The organism is Pokkaliibacter sp. MBI-7, assembly GCF_029846635.1.
In the GTDB taxonomy this organism is placed as follows: Bacteria; Pseudomonadota; Gammaproteobacteria; order Pseudomonadales; family Balneatricaceae; genus Pokkaliibacter.
The window spans coordinates 2,825,325-2,846,381 of the sequence record NZ_JARVTG010000001.1 but is presented as its reverse complement, the minus strand read 5'-3'; the positions used below and the strand labels follow the sequence as shown (position 1 = coordinate 2,846,381).

Below are 21,057 nucleotides of genomic sequence, written 5' to 3'. Positions count from 1 at the left end.
CTCACAATAAGCCCTGGCGATGTGCCTCATACCAGACAAAAGGGCTGCGCTTCTGCAGAAAGTCTGCCGATATATGGCCATCCTTTACCAGGTTCAGATACTCAATACGCGTTTTGCAACATTCTTCACGATTCAGCTTTAACCGTCTGATGGTAGCCTCTATCTGAGTACCCAGGTTGACCGCTGCAGCATGGGCCGCCACCTTGCCGGTAACGAAGTCAATCGTGAAACTATTGGCAGGCAAGGTACAAGGATCAAGCACATCGCTATGGTCGCCTTTCGAACCATTCAGCAGCGAGCAAACCAGACGGTAGTTGGACCATTCATAAGCCAGATCAGGATAGTGCTTTTTGGGCTGAAAATGCTCGACAGTACGCGCTCCCGTGACCCGTTCGATATAGAAGCCGGAAAAGGCGCAAATGCCGCTGTACCGTTCATGTAGCTGGTCACTGCATTTACTCCACAAGTCATTCCACTTGAACTTAGGCGGCACGCTGGCAGGGGGAATGCCTTTGCCCGCAAGCCATTGCTGCCCCGGTTTACGTACCTTGGCGTCGAAGTCATCCGGTTCGGATGCCAGCTGAACAGGAATCACAGCCACCCCCGCTGTTCACAGGCAAAGCGCCAGCGCAACCACAGGGGGTCCGTATCGCTGAGCACACGTTGTAATTGCTGCTGCAGTTTTTTGACTTGCTGTGGGGATACCTGCTGCTCAGGCATGCTCATCAGGCTGGCCACTTCGTTAATAACCTGCTCAGCTTCCAGTGAACGTGCCGACTGCAAGCCAAATACATCGCTGGTCAACCAGTTTCCTACCTCACCATGCTTACGCCAGGGCACCTGTTGCCAAATAACCTGGGAGGTAGACTCGGTACTTGTCAGCGTCAGCTCGAATAACTTGTCTCGCGACTCTTCGAACAACGGTTCCAGAGAGGTCAGGATCAGAGGCGAGTGGGTCGCTGCCAGGATCTGTACCTTGACCTCATTGCTTTGCCGGAGCGCCTGTACCACTTCCAGCACCGCATGAAATACACGACGCTGCCAGCGTGGGTGCAGGTGCCCCTCAATTTCATCGATCAAAAAGATAATCTGTCGCGCAGGCTCCTGACCAATCAGCGTGGTGGCCCGCAGATGCTCCTGCCAGCTCCAGACCAGCAAATACGCCAGCGCCAGCATCCGCTTCATCCCAGCTGAAGCAAAAAGTACCGGCACGTCCTGGCCATAAGGCATACGCAGCGTCGGCATATCACGCGCATCATCCAGGCTGATGCGCGTCAACTCGCCTGGCTGCAGCTGCTCCTCTTCAGAGGGAGACAGTTTGGTCAGAGCGCGTTGCAACTGGGCGAAATGCTCGCCTTTCTCCTTCTGCCACCCCGCCCAGTCTGCAATCAGTCCATTACACAACGGGCGGCCATTACTGCTGAGTCCATTCCATACCTGCTCGGCAGAAAAGATATAGGCAGGCGGCCTCTCACGCCCTCCCGACTCGCCATCATTTTCTTTATTGCGCCAGTAATTGCGTGCCGGATCCCATACGGCAAAGCCACCATCGACCGTGGCATAAAGCACCAAACCCGGATTGGCGGGGCGTCCGGCAGGCGTCTTCCACACCTCATTGAGCCGGTCAAAGCGGCTGCTGGTCATTTTTTTCTTGGCGATGCCATCAAAGGCAAAGGCAATTTCGGCCTTATCCGCCAGCTTAGGTTGAGGACGGGCTGGCTGGTCAATCCAGGTGCGGGACAGTGCCCACCAGGCAATATCCAGAATAAAGCTCTTGCCCAAACCGTTGTCTCCCGTAATCAGGTTCAAACGGGAAGCAAACTGGGCATCCAGTGAGTCCATCGGCCCCACGGACTGTAAGCGAAGATAGCTGAGCATATTGATCAGATCCGTCGTGTAAGCAGCAAAATCGGCTTTAATTCTGGCATGGAATACCTGCAAATACAGCGCGCATCCCGGTACTACGCCACTACAGCATCAGCCGCATCGGCTTCATGGTGGAGACGGTAAAGCCCTGACGACCGTAGAACTGTTGCGCCCGGAGGTTGTCTTCATCGGTCAGCAGGGTGATCCGCCGGCAGCCCTGCTCCCGCGCCCGTTCAATGCCGGCCTGCAGCAACTGCGCACCCGCCCCGGACTGGCGATGATGCTGATCGATGATCATGTCTTCCAGCAGGGCTACCCGCTCACCCAGCGCGGTACTGACGGTGAACAGCAGGTTGACCATGCCGACCACCTGCGCCGTCTGCATCTGGCGCAGCACCAGTATCAGCCCGCAGCCGGGGTCATCGATAATCCGCTGCAGTCCACGGCTCTGCGCCTGCCAGTCGGGCTGAAACTCGGCCTCCTGACTGAACAGCTGGGTCAGCAATGCGCACATCGCGGGAATGTCCTGAGCCGTCGCCAGCTCTACCTGTAACATGGTGGTTTTCCTCGGCACCGTCCGGTGCGCTGTCATAATCCTGCCTCACCATAGCCAAATCACTCGCCACAGGCCACACTGAGGTCAGCGACAGCAGAACGGGCGCGCCACCGCGTCTGTATGCTGCGACGTATCACCCGCATAGCCAAGGAACGAACATGGCAGACATCTTCCCCAGCATCGAAAGCCCCGATCCCATCGGCTTTGAGTCCTTCCGGGATGCCGCCAGCGCCGTTGCCCGTCTGGAACAGATCTACGACCGCAACACCGCCTGGCTGCGCCAGCGCTTTGACGCAGTCGTCAGCGGCCAGATACCTGATGGCCGGCTGCGCGCCTGCTATCCCATGATCCGCTTCGTCAGCACCAGCCACACTGCCATCGACTCCCGTCTGGCCTACGGTTACGTCCCCGGCCCCGGCATTTATACCAGCACCATCTCCCGCCCGTCGCTGTACCGCAGCTATCTGAAGGAACAGCTGTCCCTGCTGATTCACAACCACGACACTGAAGTGGAAATCGGTGAAAGCGATGTGCCCATCGCGCTGCATTTCGCTTTTGATGAGACCGCCTACGTGGACGGCGAAGCGGTGGAAAACCTGCCCAAGGCCCTGCGTGACATCTTTGACGTGCCTGATCTGGCCATCATGGACGATGCCATCGTCAACGGCACGATAGAGCTGCACCCCGGTGCACCGATGCCGCTGGCCCCCTTTACCGGCCCGCGGGTGGACTACTCGCTGTACCGCCTGCAGCACTACACCGCCACCCGCCCACAGCACTTCCAGAACTACGTGCTGTTCACCAACTACGCCTTCTATGTCGATGAGTTTGCAGCCAAGGCGCGACAGATGATGGCCGATGGCAACAGCGACTATGAGGCGTTTATCGAACCGGGCAATCTGATTACCCGCTCCGGCGACAGCACCCCCAGCGAGGGCAGCGCCCCCGCCCGTCAGCCCCAGATGCCGGCCTACCATCTGGTGCGCAAGGACAACTCCGGCATTACGCTGGTCAATATCGGTGTCGGCCCGTCCAACGCCAAAACCATCACTGACCACATTGCTGTGCTGCGCCCTCACGCCTGGCTGATGCTCGGCCACTGCGCCGGTCTGCGTAATACTCAGAAGCTGGGCGACTACGTGCTGGCCCACGGTTATGTGCGCGAAGATCACGTACTGGATGCCGACCTGCCGACCTGGGTGCCGATCCCGCCACTGGCGGAAGTGCAGGTAGCGCTGGAGCAGGCGGTGGAAGACATCACCGGGCTGGATGGCTGGGATCTGAAAAAGATCATGCGCACCGGCACCGTCGCCACCATCGATAACCGTAACTGGGAACTGCGTGATCACCGTGAGCCGGTGGAGCGCTTCTCCCAGTCACGCGCCATCGCACTGGACATGGAGTCAGCCACCATTGCCGCCAATGGCTTCCGCTTCCGTGTGCCTTACGGCACGCTGCTGTGCGTATCTGACAAGCCACTGCACGGCGAGCTGAAACTGCCCGGGATGGCCAGCGACTTCTATCGTCGTCAGGTCAGCCAGCATCTGGAAATCGGCATGCTGGCCATGGAGAAACTGCGCGCCATGCCGCCGGAACGGCTGCACTCCCGCAAACTGCGCAGCTTTGTCGAGACGGCGTTCCAGTAAACAGCCGGATCGTGAACACGCTGTCAGGGCTTTATGGTGCCATCACCGCAGAGCCCTGCAGTGATCTTCATCTCACCACGGACAGGCAAGCACTATGACCAGCCCCACCCCCCTGCTGTTACAGGCCTCTGATCTGCACTGGATGGGCGACGCCAGCAGCGATTACTGCCTGCACGGCACACTGCGTCTGCAAGTCGGAAACATCACCTTGCTGCACCCGTCACAGGGTGCCTGGACCCTTAGTGCCGCAGGCCTGCACCTGCTGCGCAGTCTCGGGCGGGATCACAGCCGTCAGCAACCGCTGGCACCCTATAACGCGCTGATTCCCTGTTGCGGCTTCGATCTGCTGAGCTTTGCCGACCAGCCGTGCATTGAAATACAGGGCTGCGGTGGCGGCGTGGAAATATGGATCAGGCATCTGGCCGATGCGCAGATTGAGCTGACCATCGCCGATCAGCAGATCGTCATCGCCCGTGCCGACTGGCACAACGCCGTCCTGACCCTGGCCGCCCAGATACGGCAGTATTATCTGGACAGCCCGGACAAGGAGCCGCTGGACCATGATGAGGCGTCTTTATGGCTGCGCTTCTGGCAGGAATGGGATGAGCTTGTGCGGCATCACGGCGCTGTCGGTTCCATCTGACACGTGGCTGAGCCCGGCAGGCGTTTTGGTCATATTCGGACGTCTGCCATGTATCAGGCTCTTGCTGATTATTCAGTCAGGATCTCCGGGTTGAAAAAAGCCATCTGCACTGCTGAAGGCAGTCTGGTGGAGCCCCTATTGCCATCCTCAACCACAACAAACCAGTGGCCTGTCTGATTCCGGCAAAAGCTGCGAATGGCTGCTGGAGAGGATTGATGATCATGAGCTGGGAAAGGGAGTAGAAGCGCGCCGGACAATAATGAGGGAGCAAGCCATCGAGATCAGTCGGGATGACCTGTAAGCTCACACTGCTGCCAGAAGTGCTCAGGGAATGGGAGAAACTGGCCCCTGCCATCAAAAGTCAGCTCAAGAAAAAGCGCGTAGAGCGGCTGGAAACTCCCCATGCGCCAGCCGCCCGGTTATGTGGCTATGACAACGCCTGCACGATCAGATTACGTGCTGCAGGCTATCGTCTGGCCTGAAAGGTGACAGGCAATGACAGCGTGGCTTTGGCTCTGGCGGCCGGCAAGCGTGATCAGGATGAGGTTTATCTGCACCTCAAAGACGGCCTGCAGCCACACTAACGCCGGTTCACCACCATGATACCCAGCATCACCAGCACCCCGCCGCCGATAAAGGAATGGGAAATGGCATCGCCCAGAATCAGCCAGCCGAATACCGCCGCGATGATCGGCGTGAGAAACGAGAACACCGCCAGCCGCGTGGCCAGATAACGTCGCAGCAGGATCAGCCAGCCCAGATAGCTGGCCGAACACAGGATGGTGGTCTGATAGGCCAGACTGAGGCTGGAAGTCAGGGTGAAGTGGAAGCTGTCGAACTCGCCCAGCAGCCAGGCCATGGGTGTCAGCAGGACACCGGTGAACCCCAGCTCGTACATCAGCGTCTTCACCGGCGACACCTCCGACAGGGCAGAGGCGCGGATCGCCACCGTAGTGACTCCCCAGAACGCACCACCCGCCAGCCCGATCAGATCCCCGGCAAACATCCGCCAGTCAATGCCCTGCTGGGCCAGAAAGCCATCGGACATGGCCAGCGCCAGACCGGCGAACGCCAGCCCCATGCCCACCCACTGACGACGGCTGAGCTGCTCACCGGGCACCAGAAAATGCAGCCCCAGTGCGGAGAATAAGGGTGCCGTATAGAGAAACACCGCCACATGGGTGGCGGAGGTCAGCATCAGGCCAAAGGTGACGCAGACAAACTCCATGGCAAACAGAAAGCCCGCCAGCAGACCGGGGCGCAGGCTGCCATCCTTCTGCCACAGCCGGTCACCTGACCACAGTGCATAGCACCACAGCAGCAGGGTGGCACCGACGGAGCGAATCCCCACCTGCGCCACATTGCCCATATCCGGTGAGGCCAGCTTGATCATGATGGTCTGGGAAGCCCAGATGGTGCAGAGCACCACCATGACACTGACGGCGGTGCGATCAAGGGGCTGACGAATGGCGGGAGGAATCGGCGTGGCCATGGCGAACTCGTGCAGATTGGGCGGGCATGAGGGTGATTATCTGGTTTGTCGCGACCAGCGGGCCGGGCAAAACCGGCGCTATTAAACCTGCCAGCCGCAGCCAAGTCGACCATTTTGCATGCAATCTACCGTTGCGACTGCCGACCTGCCGCAGGCAGAGCGCTGATGGTACGCCGCGAACGGGGTCAGGCGCTGGCCGCCTGCACCTGCTCCGCCATGTACATGCTACCCGCATCGCCCTGCTGCTGCAGAGCATCAATCACGCCCTGACGGTTGGCAGCCTGCTGATTCTGGCTGACTTTCCACTTGCCGGTCAGCTCGCGCACCTCAATCTCGATACCGACGATGGCCCTGAGCATGGCATCAATATAGTCCGCCGGGGCATCACTGACCTGCCAGGGTGTCTGCCGCCCCTGCTCATGCTGATCTGTCAGACGGCCAACCAGATCCCGCAGCCAGTCACGATCATCGATGATGCGCAGCGGGCCGCGGGCCTGTACCGTCACATAGTTCCAGGTCGGCACGGCTTTGCCATGCTGCAGCTTGCCGGGGTACCAGTTGGGTGAGATGTAAGCATCACCGGCACTGAACACCGCCAGCGCCTCGACGCTCAGATCACTGTCCTGCCACAGCGGGTTAGCCCGCGCCACATGCCCCTGCAGACGCCCGCCCCCCTCTTCGGCAGGCAGCCACAACAACGGCAGCGGGTTGGCCAGCAAGCCCTGCGGACCAAGGGTGATCAGGGTCGCCAGCGGGAAATCCTGCATGACCTGCTGCAGTGGCTGGGGGTCGGACTGGTCAAAATGCTTGGGTAGGTACATGGCAGTCTCTGTGGCTCGCAGGATCGTTAACGACCGGTCAGGCTTTGACCGGCACAGCAAAGTGATGACAGTTCATCACCATGCCCTGATTCAGATACAGACGATGGGCATCGTGGCGCTGGTAGCCGCTGTCGAGATGCAGCTCGGTGCAGCCCTCTGCCGCCGCATGTTGCTTCAGCCAGTCCAGCAGCGCACCTGCCAGACCACGGCGCTTCTGGCCCGGGTCGGTGACCAGATCATCCAGATAGAGCACCCGGCCCCAGGCCAGAAAGTGCACGACCCGGAACCCGGCAACCGCCAGTACCTGTCCGCCTTCCTCAATATAGGCGATGCGATAGCCTTCAGCCGCCTGACGACAGACACGCTGGCTGAATTCATGCAGATCCAGATGCGGACGCAGCACCTGAAAGACGTTAAACAGCGCGGCCAGCCGCGGCTCATCAGCCGCTTCGGGCTGCCACAGGGTAACGGTAAAGCTCATCATGCACCCTCCTTCGTAACAGTGATTCCGGCTGGCAGTACCGGCAGCGGACCATCGGCATAATCAGGTAACGGCGCACCGGCCTGCAGTGACAGCGGAATCACCCCGCTCCACACCGGCAACGGCAGATCTTCTGCATCGTCCGACGAAGGGCCGACCCGCACTTTGCACGACCAGTCGCTGATCGGAATACGCAGCACCAGCGTCGCCTTCAGCTCAATGTCGTTCCCGGGGCGGGCCTGGGCGGCCCGGCCGGGGGAAACCTTGTCGACAAAGGCATCCATGCTTTCCGCCTTGTGCGCGCCGGTTACCTCTTCAGCCTTGCCGAACATCACCACCGAGCGATAGTTCATCGAATGGTGAAAGGCTGACTTGGCCAGCACCAGACCGTCGATCAGGGTGAAGCACAGACTGGCGTCCTGCCCGTCCAGCAGCTGTCGCAGCAGGCCGTTTTTGCCATGGCCGTGCAGATAGACGTAATCCCCCATGCGCCAGTGTGCCGTCGGCAGCACCGTGGCGTGCTCACCATTGAAACCGGCCACGTGGCAGATCAGACATTCGTCGATAATGGCGTAGGCCTGCTCACGCTCTTCAACAGAACGCTTGGGCAGGCGCCGCAGGCGGGTACGGGGGCTGAGTGACATGGCAGTCTCCTGAAGGCCGGTATTGGGACAGATCAAGTCAAAGGGCGGCCACATGCCAGAGCAACGCAACCACTCCTTTGCAAACCAGCGCCGGGAACGTGTTTACGCCCCGGCAACAATGGCCCTACTTTCTCGTTTCAATTGGCTCTGATAAAGGTCCACTTTTTTCAATATGATGGAGCCAATTCGTCGATGACCGCCGGTAACGGCACAGGAGTCCTTATGCTTGATCTGCAAGGTATGCTGCCTGCCCTGACTGATGGCGATGTGCCGCGCTTCCGCCAGCTGTATCAGGCCATCCGGCAGCGTATTCTGAATGGCCAGCTGCCCGCCGACAGCCGTCTGCCCAGTTCACGTCATCTCGCCAGCCAGCTGCAGATCAGCCGCAACACCGTTATGCAGGCTTACGAACAGCTGCTGGCCGAGGGCTATATCCGCGGCGCCACCGGTGCCGGCACCTTCGTCAACTCACTGGCCAGCGACAGCCTGCAGCAGAGCAGCACCGTGCAGGACAGCAAGGCCACCCTGCCCGGTCTGTCACAGCGCGGCCAGCGCCTGAGCCAGCTGGGACGCGGGGGTGGTAACTCGCAGCTGATTCTGGCGCCCGGCATCCCCGAACTGGATACCTTCCCCTGGACCGAATGGCGCCGTCTGCTCAATCAGGATATTCGCCGCGCACCACGGCGGCTGGCCAATTACGGCCAGCCACAGGGCTATCTGCCCCTGCGTCAGGCGCTGGCCGACTATCTGCGTGAATCCCGCGGGGTGCGCTGTGATGCAGCGCAGGTGGTGGTGACCAGTGGCGCCCAGCAGGGCATTGAGCTGGTGGCACGACTGTGTCTGGAGCCCGGTGACCGGGTGTGGGTGGAAGACCCCGGCTATATCGGCGCCCGTGGCGGGTTTATCGCCGCCGATGTGCAGCTGCAGCCCATGGCGGTGGATGACGAAGGGCTGATTCCTGATGCTCAGGCGGCGGCACCACGGCTGATCTACCTGACCCCCTCACACCAGTATCCCACCGGCGGCACCCTGCCTCTGGCACGGCGGCTGGCACTGATCGATCTGGCCCGGCAGTGGAACTGCTGGATTCTGGAAGATGATTATGACTCCGAATACCGCTACGAGGGCCGTCCGCTGGCTGCCATGCAGGGCCTCGACCCGAGCGGCCGGGTGCTGTACATCGGCACGCTGGCCAAAGTGATGTTCCCGTCATTACGGCTGGGCTATCTGGTATTGCCCGAGCATCTGGTCGACAGCTTCTGTCGCTACCGCTCGCTGGTGGACTATCACGCGCCGCTGCATACTCAGGCCGCGGCGGCGCGCTTTATTGCCTCCGGCAACCTGCTTGGCCATATCCGCAAGATGCGTCAGCTCTATGCCGCCCGGCGTGATTATCTGTGGCAGCGCCTGCTGCCGCTGGTCGGCAGTGAGCAGCGTTGTCGCTTACCAGAAGCGGGCATGCATCTGTGCCAGCGCCTGCCGGAGGTCGATGACAGCGCCCTGAGCCAGTACCTGATGACGCAGGGAGTGGGTTGCCGCGCCCTCAGTGCCCACTGCCTGCAGAGCCCGGCCCGCGGGCTGGTGATGGGTTATGCCGGTTATCGTGAGGATGAGATTGATCGCGGCGTGAGCATTGTGCAGCAGGCGCTTGAGCAGCGGCCATGGCAACGCTGAACGCACCGGGAGCGTGCAGCGAACCGGCTCGAGTCGAACAGGACAAAACAGCACTCAAATTGTACAAAATTCAACCAAAAGCCCCTTCGCTTTTATGGCGATGCCGTTACAATAGGCACTCCCTTGATTCAACCCCGCAGGTTCGCAGCACGTCATGTATAAACCTACCGCTCTCAGCCTCACCGTTCTTGTTCTGGTCGTTACCTGTGTGCTTGCTCTGGACAGCATGCATGATGGTCTGACCGGTCCTTATGGCACTGCGCTGGCCATGTCGTGGCTGATGGTAGGCAACTGGCAGGGTTATCACCGCATTCGTCGCAATGCCCCTCAGGGTATGCTGTGCTGGGCCAGCTGGCTGCTGACCATCTCCAAAGGGCCACTGAACGCACGTAAGCTGTTCCGCCCCGAAGGCTGAGTCGCCTTCATATCAAGGGACTGACGCATCACCGGCACAACATGATGTGTGCCTGACTGACCGGCAGCCGTGACCTGCACTGCTGCCGCTGTTTTCCTCTCTTCTCCTCTCTCTTCTCACGCCCCCACCACCGCACGAGTCTGCACTGTTCACGCTGCGGTTTGACAGGGACTCCCCGGGCACCTAGGTTTTGTTGTCTCTCCCACGCCACAGGCAGAACGACATGACCGATCCCTACATTGCCCCCGATAACCTGCCGCGCTGCCGCTGGTGCGGAGGCGCTCCCGAGTTTCTTCCCTATCACGACCACGAATGGGGCTTCCCGGTGGCCGATGACCGCCGCCTGTTTGAGAAGCTGTGTCTGGAAAGTTTTCAGTCGGGCCTGAGCTGGCGCACCATCCTTAATAAGCGTGATAACTTCCGCGCCGCCTTTGCCCAGTTCGACTTCCATCAGGTCGCCCAGTTTGGCGCAGTGGAGATTGAACGGCTGCTACAGGACGAAGGCATCGTCCGTCATCGCGGCAAGATCGAAGCGGTGATCAACAACGCCCAGCGTCTGCTGGAGCTGATCGACAGGGAAGGCTCCTTTGCCCGCTTCATCTGGCGTTACGAACCGGCGGCCGACAGCCTCGGCGCGCCCCAGACCCAGTCCACCTCGGCAGAATCCGTGGCCCTGTCAAAGGAGCTGAAAAAGCGCGGCTGGAAATTCGTTGGCCCAACCACGGTGTACGCCTTTCTGCAGTCCATGGGGCTGATCAATGACCACACTCACGAATGCGTCATTCGCGACAGAGTCAGCGCAGCACGGCAACAGTTTGTCCGTCCCTGAGCCACTGGATAGCACCGTGGATGTCCCTATATACAGGCTGGCCACACAATCTGAGGAGCCCCTGCATGTCTGATCTGTCTGCTTTCCCCATTACCCGGCGCTGGCCTGCGCAGCATCCCGAACGCCTGCAGCTGTATTCGCTGCCGACTCCCAATGGCGTCAAGGTCTCCATTGCGCTGGAGGAGCTGGGGCTGGCCTATGAACCGCACACCATCAATATCGGCGCCAATGAAACCTGGACACCGGAGTTTCTGGCCCTTAACCCCAACGGCAAGATTCCCGCCATCATCGACCCCGATGGCCCCGGAGGTCAGCCGCTGGCGCTGTTCGAGTCCGGAGCCATTCTGCTCTATCTGGCGGAGAAAACCGGCAGGCTGATGCCCGCTGATCCGGCTGGCCGCTACGAAACGCTGCAATGGGTGTTTTTCCAGATGGCGGCGGTCGGGCCAATGTTTGGACAGGTCGGCTTCTTCCACAAATTTGCCGGTAAAGACTACGAGGACAAACGCCCGCTGCAGCGTTATGTCAGCGAAAGCAAGCGCCTGCTGGGCGTGCTGGAAACCCGTCTGCAAGGTCGCAGCTGGATCATGGGAGAGGAGTTCACCATTGCCGATATCGCCCTGCTGGGCTGGGTACGTAATCTGGTGGGATTCTATGGTGCAGGCGAGCTGGTGGACTATGCCAGTTTCACCGGCGTACAGGCCTGGCTTGAGCGCTGTCTGCAGCGCCCGGCCGTCCAGCGCGGGCTGGAAATACCGGCCAGACAGTCATAAGCAAACCGCCTCGATAAACTAGTCTGTATTGATTGTGAACTTCGTTGCTGTGTGACTGAGATACTGTTTTGGTCTAGGCTGAAACACCATCAATATGGTTGTCTGGCATGTATTCAGGGACAGGAAATGCTGATCGAGGAAGTCATACGCAGGGTAGATCGGTGTGCGCTGAACCCTTTCCTTTGCAGAACAGAGGACGGTCGTCAGTTTTACGTTAAAGGTCTTAATACTAACTACACCGGGCTAATCAACGAATGGATCTGTTATCGCCTGGCACGCCTACTCAGTTTACCTGTTCCGGAAGCAGAACTGCTTGAGATCCCGAGAGAGCTCTATAGTAGCCACCCAAACTTCGACTGGCGCCGTGATCTTTCTGTGTACCCACTGTTTGGCAGTCAGGCGATCCCAAATGCATCACCTATCGCCCATGCAGCTGTTCATGGAGTCGATTCGGCGCTGCAACTAAAGGTCTTTATTTTTGACTACTGGATACAGAATGAAGACCGAACATTAACGAGTCATGGCGGCAATCCAAACCTGCTAATCAATACCGTCTCAAACGACATTTTTATCATCGATCATAATCTGGCTTTCGATTCCACCTATTCGGTTGAAGACAGCAGACGAAATCATATTTTTTCGTCTGCACTGCGTGAGCAGCCGGTAGATTTGATAGTGCAAGATACTTTCAAGGAAAAGCTGGCTCAGGTTATTGCACATTGGCCTACCATAGTGAACAGTATTCCTCCGACTTGGATCGAGGGCCTTGAAGGCCGCTCTGAACAACACATAAATAACATTGAAGATGTGCTACTGCGATTTAACAATGATGCTTTTTGGGGGGCGCTAGCATGATCAAGTTGGCCTGCCAGTACAAAATTGTGCGGTTCCAACCCTATGCTGAAACAGAAGAGTTTGCCAATGTAGGTGTAGTGCTATTCTGCCCAGCAACAGGAGATATCTGTTTTCGCCTTGCGAGTAGATTGTCCAGGGTGACCGACTTCTTCAGTGAAATGGACCGTACATTTTTTGCGGCAACCCTGAAGGCAGCCCAAGCTGAATTAAACCGCCTAAGTGCTCTGATCAGCAGTAAGTCCCCATGTGAGCGGCAACAGCTCTTTGACTATCTGACAGAGGAAAAAGAGGCACTGGTGCGATTTTCAGATGTAAGACTAGTGATGGCCAAGGATATCAGGCAGAAGTTAGATGAGTTGTTCGGGCACTATGTACAGAGAGACTTCGTGAACAGGAAATACCGCGAAGAAGAAATGAACACTAAGCTTCGTCAATGTTTCCGCCAATTGGAAGGGGCTCGTAAATTCAGCAAGAGCACAGTTTCTGATGGCTTTGTCGAAGTGAGTATTCCTTTTGTTCATCGCACCAGAAACGATCACATTGAGGCAGCAATCAAGCCTCTAGCCTTTGATCAGCAATCTTTAACGAAAGTCGTCGAACATGGCGATCAATGGTTGAATCGTGCAGAAAGAGTCATCAAAGCGCATGCCATCGACCCTACCCGATGGCTCTTTGCTGTTGAGCCTCCGAGACTCATGAAAACTGACCAAGATAAAAAGTACTATGGGATCTTTATCAATAAGTTGAAAGGCCTTGGGTTAGCTGTAACAGACTTTGCCAACGAAGCGGAAATACTTAGGTTTGCGACCGCCTGATGTGGTGAGTTTTAGTTTTCAACCTTCAGGCGACTTGTCGTTCATTCTCTTCAATCCACTCTGATCATGCGCAGCCACTGCTGCCTGTAGTCCTGCAGTTCAGCACAAGGCTGGCTCGGCACCTGCAGCAGGTGCTGGTCATAGTCAGTCAGGGTGAAGGTACCTGCCAGCAGCGCGGTGCCGAGGGTGGTGCCGGTGCTGTCGATACTTTGCAGCACCCGCTGCTGCGGACGCAGGCTGGCCAGCAGCTGCAGATACAGCGGGTTACTGGCAAAGCTGCCTTCGACGATGATATCGCCCTGATCCAGTGCCGTGCCCTGCCCCAGCAGACGCAGGCAGTAATCAGTCATCAGCGCACAATAAAGTGCCGCCAGGGCACTGCGCTCGCTATCACTCAGCGGCTCCAGGGCACCGAGAACACGCCCCTGACGTTGCTGAAAAGGGCCGCCCTGAGGGGCAAAACAGGGCAGGGCCAGCACCTCTGCATCCATCACTCTCATGGCGTCCTGCCAGTCGCCGGGCTGCTGACCTCGCAGCTGCTCCCATTCGCGCCCGCCCATAAAGCGGATGCAGGGCACCGCGCCGCCGAAGGCATCGACGTTGCAGAGCATATCGGCGTGACGGTCCAGATGCGCAAGCTCTCCGCCCACGCCACACATCACCGTCCAGGTGCCACTGGAAATCACCGTAAAAGGCTGCTGCCGGCGCTGCAGATGCGGCACCAGCGAGGCGTTACTGTCGTGGATACCATTCAGTATCAGACAGTCTTCGCCAATCCCCAGCTGCGCCGCCAGCGCCGGTTTCAGCGCCCCCAGCACCGCACCGGTGGGCAGGATCTCCGGCATCAGTGCACGCCAGCCCAGCCGGTCAGGCAAAGAGGAATAGTCGTTGCGCGACGGGCTCCATAAATCGGTGTGGCAGCCCAGCGAGGTACGCTCTCCGGCCAGTACGCCACTTAGCCGCCAGCCCCAGTACTGCGGATACATCAGCAGCACCCGGCAGCCGGCAAACTGCTGGGGGAAGCGCTGCGCCAGCCAGTGCAGCTGAGCCGCCAGATTCAGGCCGGCGGGCAGCGCCGGGCTCAGGGTCTCGGCAAAGTCGGGGCGCAATGACGTATAGGCATCGTTGCCTTCCAGCACCTGCTCGTAATCAGCAATCGGTAATACCAGCCCGTCACCGGCCAGCGCCGGATTGACACAGGCGACAGTGGCACCGTGGGTGGTTGTGCCGATGCGGGCAATCTGATAGTGCTGCGCCAGCTGGGCCAGCCCCTCCAGCAGCCACTGCCAGATACCGTCAACATCGACCTGCGCGTAGCCGAGCACTCCGGCCTCAACGCCATTGGCGCGGCGCAGTGTCTGCAGACAGCGCCCGCCGTCCAGCGTCAGTGCGGCAAGCTTGATATTAGTCTTGCCGATATCCAGCACCACGATCACCGCCGGCCGGCTGGCCTGCGCCGCGATGCCCCTGTTCATCGGATGTCCCTGCTCTGCCTTACCCACGTCATGTCCCTCTCAGGCCAGATAGAACATCGGCTGCAGCGCCCGGGCCCAGGGTTCATTGGAACCCGGTTGCGTCTGCATGATATCGGCCATCATTGCCCACCAGCGCTGCATCACCGGCTCCTGCTTCAACGCGGCCGTGTCGAGTTCAGCGGATGCTTCAAAACTGGCGAACAGCCGGCCACTCTCGTCCTCCAGCCAGATGTGGTAGTCGCCAATGCCATACCCCTGCAGCAGCGCGACCAGTTCTGGCCAGATGGCATCATGACGCTGGCGATATTCCGCTGCACAGCCTGGGAACAGCTGCATCACTGAGGCATAGCGCATCACCCTGCTCCTCCCTGTCGTCTGGACAGGAGTTGTTTACTGATGATCGGCAGACTGATCACTACAATCAGCATCGCCCCGACGATGACGGACATGACAATACCGGGCACATTGAGCAGGCCCAGACCAAAGGTCACCAGCCCCATCAGAAAGGCTGCAATCACCACCCCGCTGATACTGCCGGCGCCGCCGAGAATATTGACGCCACCCAGCACCGCCATGGTCACCACACTCAGCTCCCAGCCGAGGGCGATGGTGGGCCGGGTGCTGCCCAGCCGCGAGGTCAGCAGAATACTGGCCAGTCCTGACAACACCCCTACCAGCACAAACAGCACCAGCTTATGGCGGCTGACATTAATGCCAGAGTAGTAGGCCGCCACCGGATTGTTGCCGATGGCATAGGTACGCCGGCCGAAGTTGGTACGGTGCAGGGTGATGTAGAACAGCACGGCCAGTGCGAGAAACAGCACAAACTCGAAAGAAAACGCCCAGTAGACGTAGCCCTGACCAAAGTAGGCAAAGCTGGCCGGATACTGGTTCAGCACCTGATCACCGAGCAGGATGTAGGTCATGCCGCGGAACAGGCTCATGTTGCCGATAGTGACGACGATGGATGACAGGCCAAACCGCGTCACCAGCAGTCCGTTAAGCAGCCCGCAGGCCAGCCCGGTAGCCAGCCCGACCACCACCAGCAGGGGTGTCGCCATGCCCTGCTGGGCGCAGAAGCCCATCAGGGTAGAGCTGAGGGCAATGATCGACGCCACCGACAGGTCAATTTCACGGGCGATGATCAGCATCGCCATCGGCAGCACGATGATGGCCTTTTCGGTGAAGTTGAAGGTGGCATCGGACAGATTCCACACATCGAGAAAATACGGTGACGCAGCGGCATTGATAAAAAACACCGCTACCGTGACCAGCAGCAGGAAGGTTTCCCAGCAGGCCAGGCGTTGCAGCAGAGAAGTACTGGCAGCGTTCATGGCGGTCTCATTATGGCTGAGGGCAGCGGTTGAAAGCACTTTGGCCATGTTGTTGTCTCCTTGGCGGCAGCTCGCGCCGATGCTCAGTGCAGCGGTTGCAGGGCGCGTCGCAGGATGATGCGGCCCTGACGTTGTTCGGAACGGGCATTGATCAGCACAGCGACGATGATGACGGCGCCGGAGATAGCCATCTGCCAGAACGGTGACACACCGATCACCGGCAGGGCGTTGTTGATCACGCCGAGGAACAGCGCTCCCAGCACACAGCCCGCGACTGAACCCAGCCCGCCCATGATGCTGACCCCGCCGATGACGCAGGCGGCGATCACCTGCAGCTCGAAACCACTGGCGATGTCGACATAGGCCACCGCATAGCGGGAAATCCACAGGTAACCGCAGAAGCCAGCCAGTGCCCCGGACAGACAGAAGCTCATGAACTGGGTGCGGCCAACATCAATGCCGGTATAGAAGGCGGCGGTCGGGTTGCCACCGGCGGCAAACAGCGCCCGACCACGACGGCTGAAGCGCAGGAACACCCACACCAGCACCATCATCAGCAGGCCACACCAGCTCAGCAGCGGCAGGCCCAGCAGGCTTTGCCGTGGCAGTTCGATAAAGTTCTGACTCATCTGGTGTGCATTGATCCAGCTGCCATCGGTGAGCAGAAAGATGATGCCGCGGTAGATACTCATACTGCCGAGGGTGACGACAATGGCGGGAATCTTCAGCTTCCACACCAGGACACCATTGACGGCCCCCAGCAGCAGACCAGCGAGGGTTGCCAGCGCAATCAGCAGCGCCAGTGGCAGCTGGGGATAATGGAAGTTGAGCAGGGCCACCATCATGCCGGTCAGCGCCAGATTGGCGGCCACCGACAGGTCGATACAGCGGGTCAGAATCACCAGCATCTGCCCGAGGGCGAGAATGATCAGGATTGACGTGTCATTGAATACCCCACGCAGGTTGCCCGGAGCGAGGAAGTCAGGGGTGATGGCACCAATCGCCAGCGTCATCACCACAATCACCAGCGCCAGCAGCATTTCCCGCTGACGCAGCAGCCGCGCCGGCTGCCAGCGACATTCAGGCGACCCGAGCATGACGTACCTCCTCACTGTCGGCACCGCTGGCCGCCCGCACGATTTGCTCCGCGGTGGCCGTCCCGGCGGGGTATTCCGCCACAATCAGCCCTTCATGCATAACGATGATGCGATCAGCCATGCCCATCACTTCCGGCAGCTCCGACGACACCATGATCACCGCCAGCCCCTGTGCCACCAGCTCCGACATAAACTGATGCACGGCCGCCTTGGAGCCAATATCGATGCCCTTGGTGGGCTCATCAAGAATGATGACCGTCGGGCTGGTAGCCAGCCACTTCCCAATCACCACCTTCTGCTGGTTACCGCCGGACAGGGTGCCCACGGCCTGCTGCCAGCTGGCAGCCTTCACCTGCAGGCGCCGGGCATAATCATCGGCCAGCTGCCATTCGCGCCCGGCATGGAGGAAACCTGAGGGGTTGAGCGCCGCCAGTTGTGGCAGGCTGATGTTATGCACAATAGGCATATCCACGACCGCCCCCTGCTTCTGCCGCTCTTCCGGCACATAGACGATACCGGCGGCGATGGCATCCGCCGGCGCCCTGAGCGCCAGCGTCTGGCCGCGCAGACGAATAGTGCCGGCACTGGGCCGGGTAATGCCGAACAGAGCATGCATGACTTCACTGCGCCCGGCGCCCACCAGCCCGTAGAAGCCGAGAATTTCACCCTGACGCAGGCTGAAGGAAATATCCGCAAACTCGGTCGGATGGCTCAGCCCATCTACTTCAAGCACCGTCTCGCCCAGCGCACAGATCTGTTTGGGATAGGCCTCACTGACCGAGCGGCCGACCATCAGGGTCACCAGCTCCGCTTCATCGGTCTGGCTGATCAGGCCATCAGCGATATAGCAGCCGTCACGAAATACCGTATAGCGGTCGGCAATGGCGAAAATTTCGTCGAACTTATGAGAAATGAACAGGATCGCCTTACCCTGCTGCCTGAGGCGCTCGACGATGGCATAGAGTTCGTGGATTTCATGGTGAGACAGAGCAGCCGTTGGCTCATCGAGAATCACCACCTGCGCCTCCACCGACAGCGCCCGGGCAATGGCAACCATATGGCGCTGACCAATGCTGAGGTCTTTCAGCACGGCGTGAGGATCAAGCGGCGCATCAATCCGCTGCAGGATGGCCCGTGCCTGCTCGTGCATGGCGGGCCAGTCCAGACGGCGCAGCCAGCGGCTGCCGAACAGGCCGTCGCGATACAGGTAGTGCCCGGCGAAAATATTTTCGGTGACGCTCAGCTCGTCAAACAGCACGGTTTCCTGATGGATGGCGGTGATACCCAGCTGGTGCGCATCATCCGGTGAAGCCAGCCGTACCGGCTGCTCGTGAAACAGAATGCGGCCCTCATCCGGCTGGTAAATGCCGGTCATAGTCTTGACCAGGGTCGACTTGCCCGCGCCATTCTCACCGATCAGGGCGGTCACCTGACCCGGATAGAGGTCGAGCTGCACATTGTCCAGGGCTTTGACCCCGGGAAAGGTCTTGGTGATCCCCCGCAGGGAGAACACAGGCGTCAGGTCGGTCATAGGCGTTTTATCTTTTTTATTGATGACTGAAGGCGGAGCGCACCCGGCGCAGCCACCAGCCGGCCGCGCTGCACACTGCAGCGGGGCCAGAAGGCACTGAACGGTATGCGGGTATCAGAATATCTTGGCGAACTTGCCGACGTTGGACGCATCGTAGACGAAGGGGTCGCCCATCGCCGCGTTGCCATCGGCATCGAGCTTAGCCATGCCCAGACGGCCCATGCCCACTTCTTTGTCGGTCGCCTTACCCTCTACCAGATTGTAGGCAATCATGGTGGCGGCGTAGCCCAGATCGATAGGATTCCAGATGGCGAAACTTTTCACCGCGCCGGCCTCGACATGCCCTGCCAGCTCGGAGGGCAGCCCCAGCCCGGTGACATAGACCTTGCCGACCTTACCCTGATCCTGCACGGCCTGTGCGGCCGCCACGATGCCCACAGAGGTGGGAGCGACGATGGCTTTCAGCTCAGGATAGGTTTTCAGCAGGCCGACGGTTTCGCGGTAGCTCTTGTCGGCCAGATCATCACCGTAAACGGTGGTGACAATTTTCATCGCCGGATACTGGGCCGACGCCTTTTTCATTTCGTCGATCCAGATGTTCTGGTTGGTGGAGGTGGGGGTAGCGCTGAGGATGGCCACTTCACCGTCAGCGGCGCCGCTGGCCTTGATCGCCTCAACCGCCAGCTTGTCGTTCATTTCACCGATCAGCTGGTTGCTCGACGGGTTCAGGTGAATCTGCCGGCCGTCTTTCGCTACGCCGGAATCCCAGGAAATAACCTTGATACCGCGTTGCTGGGCCTTCTTCAGAATGGGTACCAGCGCATCCGTGTCATTGGCTGACACGGCAATGGCGTCAACGCGCTGGGCAATCAGGGAGTTGATGACTTCAATCTGGCCTTCAGCGGTGGTACTGGTCGGGCCGGTGTAGATCACCTGCACATCGCCCAGCTCCTTGGCGGCCTCCTGCGCACCATTGTTGGCGGCCTCAAAGAAGCCGATACCGAGGGCCTTCACCACCAGCGCAATCTTTACTTCCTTGGCTTGCGCCAGACCACCAAAGGCCAGCGCTGCACTGGTAATTGCGCAGGTAAGGAGTGTCTTCAATCGCATAGCTAGTCTCCATTTGTTGTTTTTGTTCAATGGCCGACCGCCTTGCAGGCTGTGGAGTACTACGTTTTCAACAGCCAGTGACAGCCAGTTGCTGTGCTGCGTTCATGAAATGTCTGTAAAGAGCGGTGATCGTGGCGCTGGCAGGGGGTGACCTAGTCGGTCTCCCCGGCGGTTTCCGCCAGTGTGGTTGATGCTGAAGTTTCCATCGTCGCAATCATCAGTTTGCATCCTGCATCTTCAATCATCTTCCGACTTTTCTGATCAATACCGTCATCGGTGATGACGATATCGATCTTGTTCAGCGGGCATACGATCAGACTGCTGCGATTGCCAAACTTGCTGCTGTCCACCAGCAACACCCGTTGTTCCGCCTGTTCGAGCAGCTTGGTTTCGGCCTGCACGATCTGCGGATCGGTTTCCATAACGCCCAGCGGACCCACCCCCTGGGCGCCGATAAACAGCAGTGAAGCGTAAAACTGCGACGACACATCTCTGGGGAACGGGCTCAGAATGATGTTTTGCTCCCGGTACACCGTGCCGCCGGGCAGGGTCACACCGCATTTACTGTTTTTCAGCAGGTACTCGGCAATCACAAAGGAATTGGTCAGCACATGCAGGTGACTGTTCTTCAGGTGTTCAGCCATAAAGAAGGTGGTCGTCCCGCCATTGATGATGATCGAGTCGCCCTCTTTGCACAGGGTCGCTGCCAGCCGGGCGATAGCACGCTTGGCTCGGGCATTGATGGTCTGATTCACCGAGAAAGGCCGCCCCGCCAGATTGGGACTGGTCGGCGGATGCAGAGACTCTGCTCCCCCGCGCACCTTTTTCAGCTTGCCCTGTTTGTGCAGTACGTTGATGTCACGCCGGACCGTCGCTTCCGACGCACCGAGCAGATCCACCAGGTAGTTCAGGGTCACCACGGGCTTTTCGCCCACCTCAGAGAGGATGATTCGATGTCTTTCAACTTCGTGCATTATCAATCCTTAGGCGTCAATATGGT

At 59.2% G+C, this 21,057-nt stretch carries 23 protein-coding genes; 9 read left to right on the top strand and 14 right to left on the bottom strand.

Annotation, left to right across the window (positions count from 1 at the left end; all coding sequences use genetic code 11):
- Position 1: 1 nt before the first annotated feature.
- The 3 genes from QCD60_RS12755 to QCD60_RS12745 all read right to left on the bottom strand — a co-directional run bounded on the left by QCD60_RS12755 (position 2) and on the right by QCD60_RS12745 (position 2,422).
- Positions 2-595: a hypothetical protein gene (locus QCD60_RS12755; RefSeq protein ID WP_279785826.1), complete on the bottom strand. Its 594-nt coding sequence runs from the start codon at positions 593-595 to the stop codon at positions 2-4.
- Positions 592-1,878: an ATP-binding protein gene (locus tag QCD60_RS12750; protein WP_279785824.1), complete on the bottom strand. Its 1,287-nt coding sequence runs from the start codon at positions 1,876-1,878 to the stop codon at positions 592-594. Before QCD60_RS12750 ends, QCD60_RS12755 begins: the two co-directional genes overlap by 4 nt.
- A gap of 91 nt (positions 1,879-1,969) precedes the next feature.
- Entirely contained in the window at positions 1,970-2,422 is a 453-nt protein-coding gene (locus tag QCD60_RS12745) for a GNAT family N-acetyltransferase (RefSeq protein ID WP_279785822.1), read from the bottom strand.
- A 158-nt stretch (positions 2,423-2,580) separates the two neighbouring features.
- On the opposite strand from QCD60_RS12745, the gene QCD60_RS12740 reads away from it, so the two are divergent.
- The 3 genes from QCD60_RS12740 to QCD60_RS12730 all read left to right on the top strand — a co-directional run bounded on the left by QCD60_RS12740 (position 2,581) and on the right by QCD60_RS12730 (position 5,193).
- A complete protein-coding gene (locus QCD60_RS12740; RefSeq protein ID WP_279785820.1) occupies positions 2,581-4,068 on the top strand; it encodes an AMP nucleosidase in 1,488 nt (495 codons plus the stop codon).
- Positions 4,069-4,162: 94 nt separating this feature from the next.
- On the top strand, positions 4,163-4,711 hold the full coding sequence (locus QCD60_RS12735; RefSeq protein WP_279785818.1) for a hypothetical protein: 549 nt from the start codon (positions 4,163-4,165) through the stop codon (positions 4,709-4,711).
- A gap of 290 nt (positions 4,712-5,001) precedes the next feature.
- Positions 5,002-5,193 carry a hypothetical protein gene (locus QCD60_RS12730; protein ID WP_279785815.1) on the top strand — a complete coding sequence of 64 codons (192 nt, stop codon included), beginning with the start codon at positions 5,002-5,004 and terminating at the stop codon, positions 5,191-5,193.
- 98 nt (positions 5,194-5,291) lie between these two features.
- On the opposite strand, the gene QCD60_RS12725 is transcribed toward QCD60_RS12730, so the two are convergent.
- The 4 genes from QCD60_RS12725 to QCD60_RS12710 form a co-directional block, all read right to left on the bottom strand.
- Positions 5,292-6,203 (bottom strand): DMT family transporter, encoded by a 912-nt coding sequence (locus QCD60_RS12725; protein ID WP_279785811.1) that lies wholly within the window; start codon positions 6,201-6,203, stop codon positions 5,292-5,294.
- Positions 6,204-6,388: 185 nt separating this feature from the next.
- Positions 6,389-7,024: an FMN-binding negative transcriptional regulator gene (locus tag QCD60_RS12720; protein ID WP_279785807.1), complete on the bottom strand. Its 636-nt coding sequence runs from the start codon at positions 7,022-7,024 to the stop codon at positions 6,389-6,391.
- A gap of 37 nt (positions 7,025-7,061) precedes the next feature.
- Positions 7,062-7,508: a GNAT family N-acetyltransferase gene (locus QCD60_RS12715; RefSeq protein WP_279785804.1), complete on the bottom strand. Its 447-nt coding sequence runs from the start codon at positions 7,506-7,508 to the stop codon at positions 7,062-7,064.
- Entirely contained in the window at positions 7,505-8,149 is a 645-nt protein-coding gene (locus QCD60_RS12710; protein ID WP_279785802.1) for a pyridoxamine 5'-phosphate oxidase family protein, read from the bottom strand. The genes QCD60_RS12715 and QCD60_RS12710 overlap by 4 nt, the downstream gene beginning before the upstream one ends.
- Before the next feature lie 222 nt (positions 8,150-8,371).
- Between QCD60_RS12710 and QCD60_RS12705 the strand changes: the two genes are divergently transcribed.
- The 6 genes from QCD60_RS12705 (at position 8,372) to QCD60_RS12680 (ending at position 13,510) form a co-directional block, all read left to right on the top strand.
- Positions 8,372-9,823, top strand: coding sequence for a PLP-dependent aminotransferase family protein (locus tag QCD60_RS12705; protein ID WP_279785800.1), 1,452 nt, complete (start codon positions 8,372-8,374; stop codon positions 9,821-9,823).
- A 154-nt stretch (positions 9,824-9,977) separates the two neighbouring features.
- The gene (locus QCD60_RS12700) at positions 9,978-10,238 is read left to right on the top strand and encodes a hypothetical protein (RefSeq protein ID WP_104152721.1); all 261 of its coding nucleotides are present in this window, start codon (positions 9,978-9,980) and stop codon (positions 10,236-10,238) included.
- A 223-nt stretch (positions 10,239-10,461) separates the two neighbouring features.
- The gene (locus tag QCD60_RS12695) at positions 10,462-11,067 is read left to right on the top strand and encodes a DNA-3-methyladenine glycosylase I (protein WP_279785797.1); all 606 of its coding nucleotides are present in this window, start codon (positions 10,462-10,464) and stop codon (positions 11,065-11,067) included.
- Positions 11,068-11,132: 65 nt separating this feature from the next.
- Positions 11,133-11,840 (top strand): glutathione S-transferase N-terminal domain-containing protein, encoded by a 708-nt coding sequence (locus tag QCD60_RS12690; RefSeq protein WP_279785795.1) that lies wholly within the window; start codon positions 11,133-11,135, stop codon positions 11,838-11,840.
- A gap of 126 nt (positions 11,841-11,966) precedes the next feature.
- Positions 11,967-12,695: a HipA family kinase gene (locus QCD60_RS12685; protein WP_279785792.1), complete on the top strand. Its 729-nt coding sequence runs from the start codon at positions 11,967-11,969 to the stop codon at positions 12,693-12,695.
- Positions 12,692-13,510: a DUF3037 domain-containing protein gene (locus tag QCD60_RS12680; protein WP_279785789.1), complete on the top strand. Its 819-nt coding sequence runs from the start codon at positions 12,692-12,694 to the stop codon at positions 13,508-13,510. Before QCD60_RS12685 ends, QCD60_RS12680 begins: the two co-directional genes overlap by 4 nt.
- A gap of 50 nt (positions 13,511-13,560) precedes the next feature.
- On the opposite strand, the gene QCD60_RS12675 is transcribed toward QCD60_RS12680, so the two are convergent.
- The 7 genes from QCD60_RS12675 to QCD60_RS12645 all read right to left on the bottom strand — a co-directional run bounded on the left by QCD60_RS12675 (position 13,561) and on the right by QCD60_RS12645 (position 21,031).
- Complete coding sequence (locus QCD60_RS12675) at positions 13,561-14,985, bottom strand: FGGY family carbohydrate kinase (protein WP_279785786.1); 1,425 nt, start codon at positions 14,983-14,985, stop codon at positions 13,561-13,563.
- 39 nt (positions 14,986-15,024) lie between these two features.
- Entirely contained in the window at positions 15,025-15,339 is a 315-nt protein-coding gene (locus QCD60_RS12670; RefSeq protein WP_279785782.1) for an L-rhamnose mutarotase, read from the bottom strand.
- The gene (locus QCD60_RS12665; protein ID WP_279785781.1) at positions 15,339-16,367 is read right to left on the bottom strand and encodes an ABC transporter permease; all 1,029 of its coding nucleotides are present in this window, start codon (positions 16,365-16,367) and stop codon (positions 15,339-15,341) included. Before QCD60_RS12665 ends, QCD60_RS12670 begins: the two co-directional genes overlap by 1 nt.
- 35 nt (positions 16,368-16,402) lie before the next feature.
- Positions 16,403-17,416: an ABC transporter permease gene (locus tag QCD60_RS12660; protein ID WP_279785778.1), complete on the bottom strand. Its 1,014-nt coding sequence runs from the start codon at positions 17,414-17,416 to the stop codon at positions 16,403-16,405.
- Entirely contained in the window at positions 17,400-18,947 is a 1,548-nt protein-coding gene (locus QCD60_RS12655) for a sugar ABC transporter ATP-binding protein (protein WP_279785776.1), read from the bottom strand. Before QCD60_RS12655 ends, QCD60_RS12660 begins: the two co-directional genes overlap by 17 nt.
- Before the next feature lie 114 nt (positions 18,948-19,061).
- Positions 19,062-20,057, bottom strand: coding sequence for a rhamnose ABC transporter substrate-binding protein (gene rhaS, locus QCD60_RS12650; RefSeq protein WP_279785775.1), 996 nt, complete (start codon positions 20,055-20,057; stop codon positions 19,062-19,064).
- 152 nt (positions 20,058-20,209) lie between these two features.
- The gene (locus tag QCD60_RS12645; RefSeq protein WP_279785773.1) at positions 20,210-21,031 is read right to left on the bottom strand and encodes a DeoR/GlpR family DNA-binding transcription regulator; all 822 of its coding nucleotides are present in this window, start codon (positions 21,029-21,031) and stop codon (positions 20,210-20,212) included.
- Positions 21,032-21,057 lie beyond the last annotated feature (26 nt).

Coding starts and splice junctions, on each gene's coding strand:
- QCD60_RS12750 (WP_279785824.1), bottom strand. CDS start 1,878: ATGCTCAGCTATCTTCGCTTACAGTCCGTGGGGCCGATGGACTCACTG.
- QCD60_RS12745 (WP_279785822.1), bottom strand. CDS start 2,422: ATGTTACAGGTAGAGCTGGCGACGGCTCAGGACATTCCCGCGATGTGC.
- QCD60_RS12740 (WP_279785820.1), top strand. CDS start 2,581: ATGGCAGACATCTTCCCCAGCATCGAAAGCCCCGATCCCATCGGCTTT.
- QCD60_RS12735 (WP_279785818.1), top strand. CDS start 4,163: ATGACCAGCCCCACCCCCCTGCTGTTACAGGCCTCTGATCTGCACTGG.
- QCD60_RS12730 (WP_279785815.1), top strand. CDS start 5,002: ATGACCTGTAAGCTCACACTGCTGCCAGAAGTGCTCAGGGAATGGGAG.
- QCD60_RS12725 (WP_279785811.1), bottom strand. CDS start 6,203: ATGGCCACGCCGATTCCTCCCGCCATTCGTCAGCCCCTTGATCGCACC.
- QCD60_RS12720 (WP_279785807.1), bottom strand. CDS start 7,024: ATGTACCTACCCAAGCATTTTGACCAGTCCGACCCCCAGCCACTGCAG.
- QCD60_RS12715 (WP_279785804.1), bottom strand. CDS start 7,508: ATGATGAGCTTTACCGTTACCCTGTGGCAGCCCGAAGCGGCTGATGAG.
- QCD60_RS12710 (WP_279785802.1), bottom strand. CDS start 8,149: ATGTCACTCAGCCCCCGTACCCGCCTGCGGCGCCTGCCCAAGCGTTCT.
- QCD60_RS12705 (WP_279785800.1), top strand. CDS start 8,372: ATGCTTGATCTGCAAGGTATGCTGCCTGCCCTGACTGATGGCGATGTG.
- QCD60_RS12700 (WP_104152721.1), top strand. CDS start 9,978: ATGTATAAACCTACCGCTCTCAGCCTCACCGTTCTTGTTCTGGTCGTT.
- QCD60_RS12695 (WP_279785797.1), top strand. CDS start 10,462: ATGACCGATCCCTACATTGCCCCCGATAACCTGCCGCGCTGCCGCTGG.
- QCD60_RS12690 (WP_279785795.1), top strand. CDS start 11,133: ATGTCTGATCTGTCTGCTTTCCCCATTACCCGGCGCTGGCCTGCGCAG.
- QCD60_RS12685 (WP_279785792.1), top strand. CDS start 11,967: ATGCTGATCGAGGAAGTCATACGCAGGGTAGATCGGTGTGCGCTGAAC.
- QCD60_RS12680 (WP_279785789.1), top strand. CDS start 12,692: ATGATCAAGTTGGCCTGCCAGTACAAAATTGTGCGGTTCCAACCCTAT.
- QCD60_RS12675 (WP_279785786.1), bottom strand. CDS start 14,985: ATGAACAGGGGCATCGCGGCGCAGGCCAGCCGGCCGGCGGTGATCGTG.
- QCD60_RS12670 (WP_279785782.1), bottom strand. CDS start 15,339: ATGCGCTATGCCTCAGTGATGCAGCTGTTCCCAGGCTGTGCAGCGGAA.
- QCD60_RS12665 (WP_279785781.1), bottom strand. CDS start 16,367: ATGGCCAAAGTGCTTTCAACCGCTGCCCTCAGCCATAATGAGACCGCC.
- QCD60_RS12660 (WP_279785778.1), bottom strand. CDS start 17,416: ATGCTCGGGTCGCCTGAATGTCGCTGGCAGCCGGCGCGGCTGCTGCGT.
- QCD60_RS12655 (WP_279785776.1), bottom strand. CDS start 18,947: ATGACCGACCTGACGCCTGTGTTCTCCCTGCGGGGGATCACCAAGACC.
- rhaS (WP_279785775.1), bottom strand. CDS start 20,057: ATGCGATTGAAGACACTCCTTACCTGCGCAATTACCAGTGCAGCGCTG.
- QCD60_RS12645 (WP_279785773.1), bottom strand. CDS start 21,031: ATGCACGAAGTTGAAAGACATCGAATCATCCTCTCTGAGGTGGGCGAA.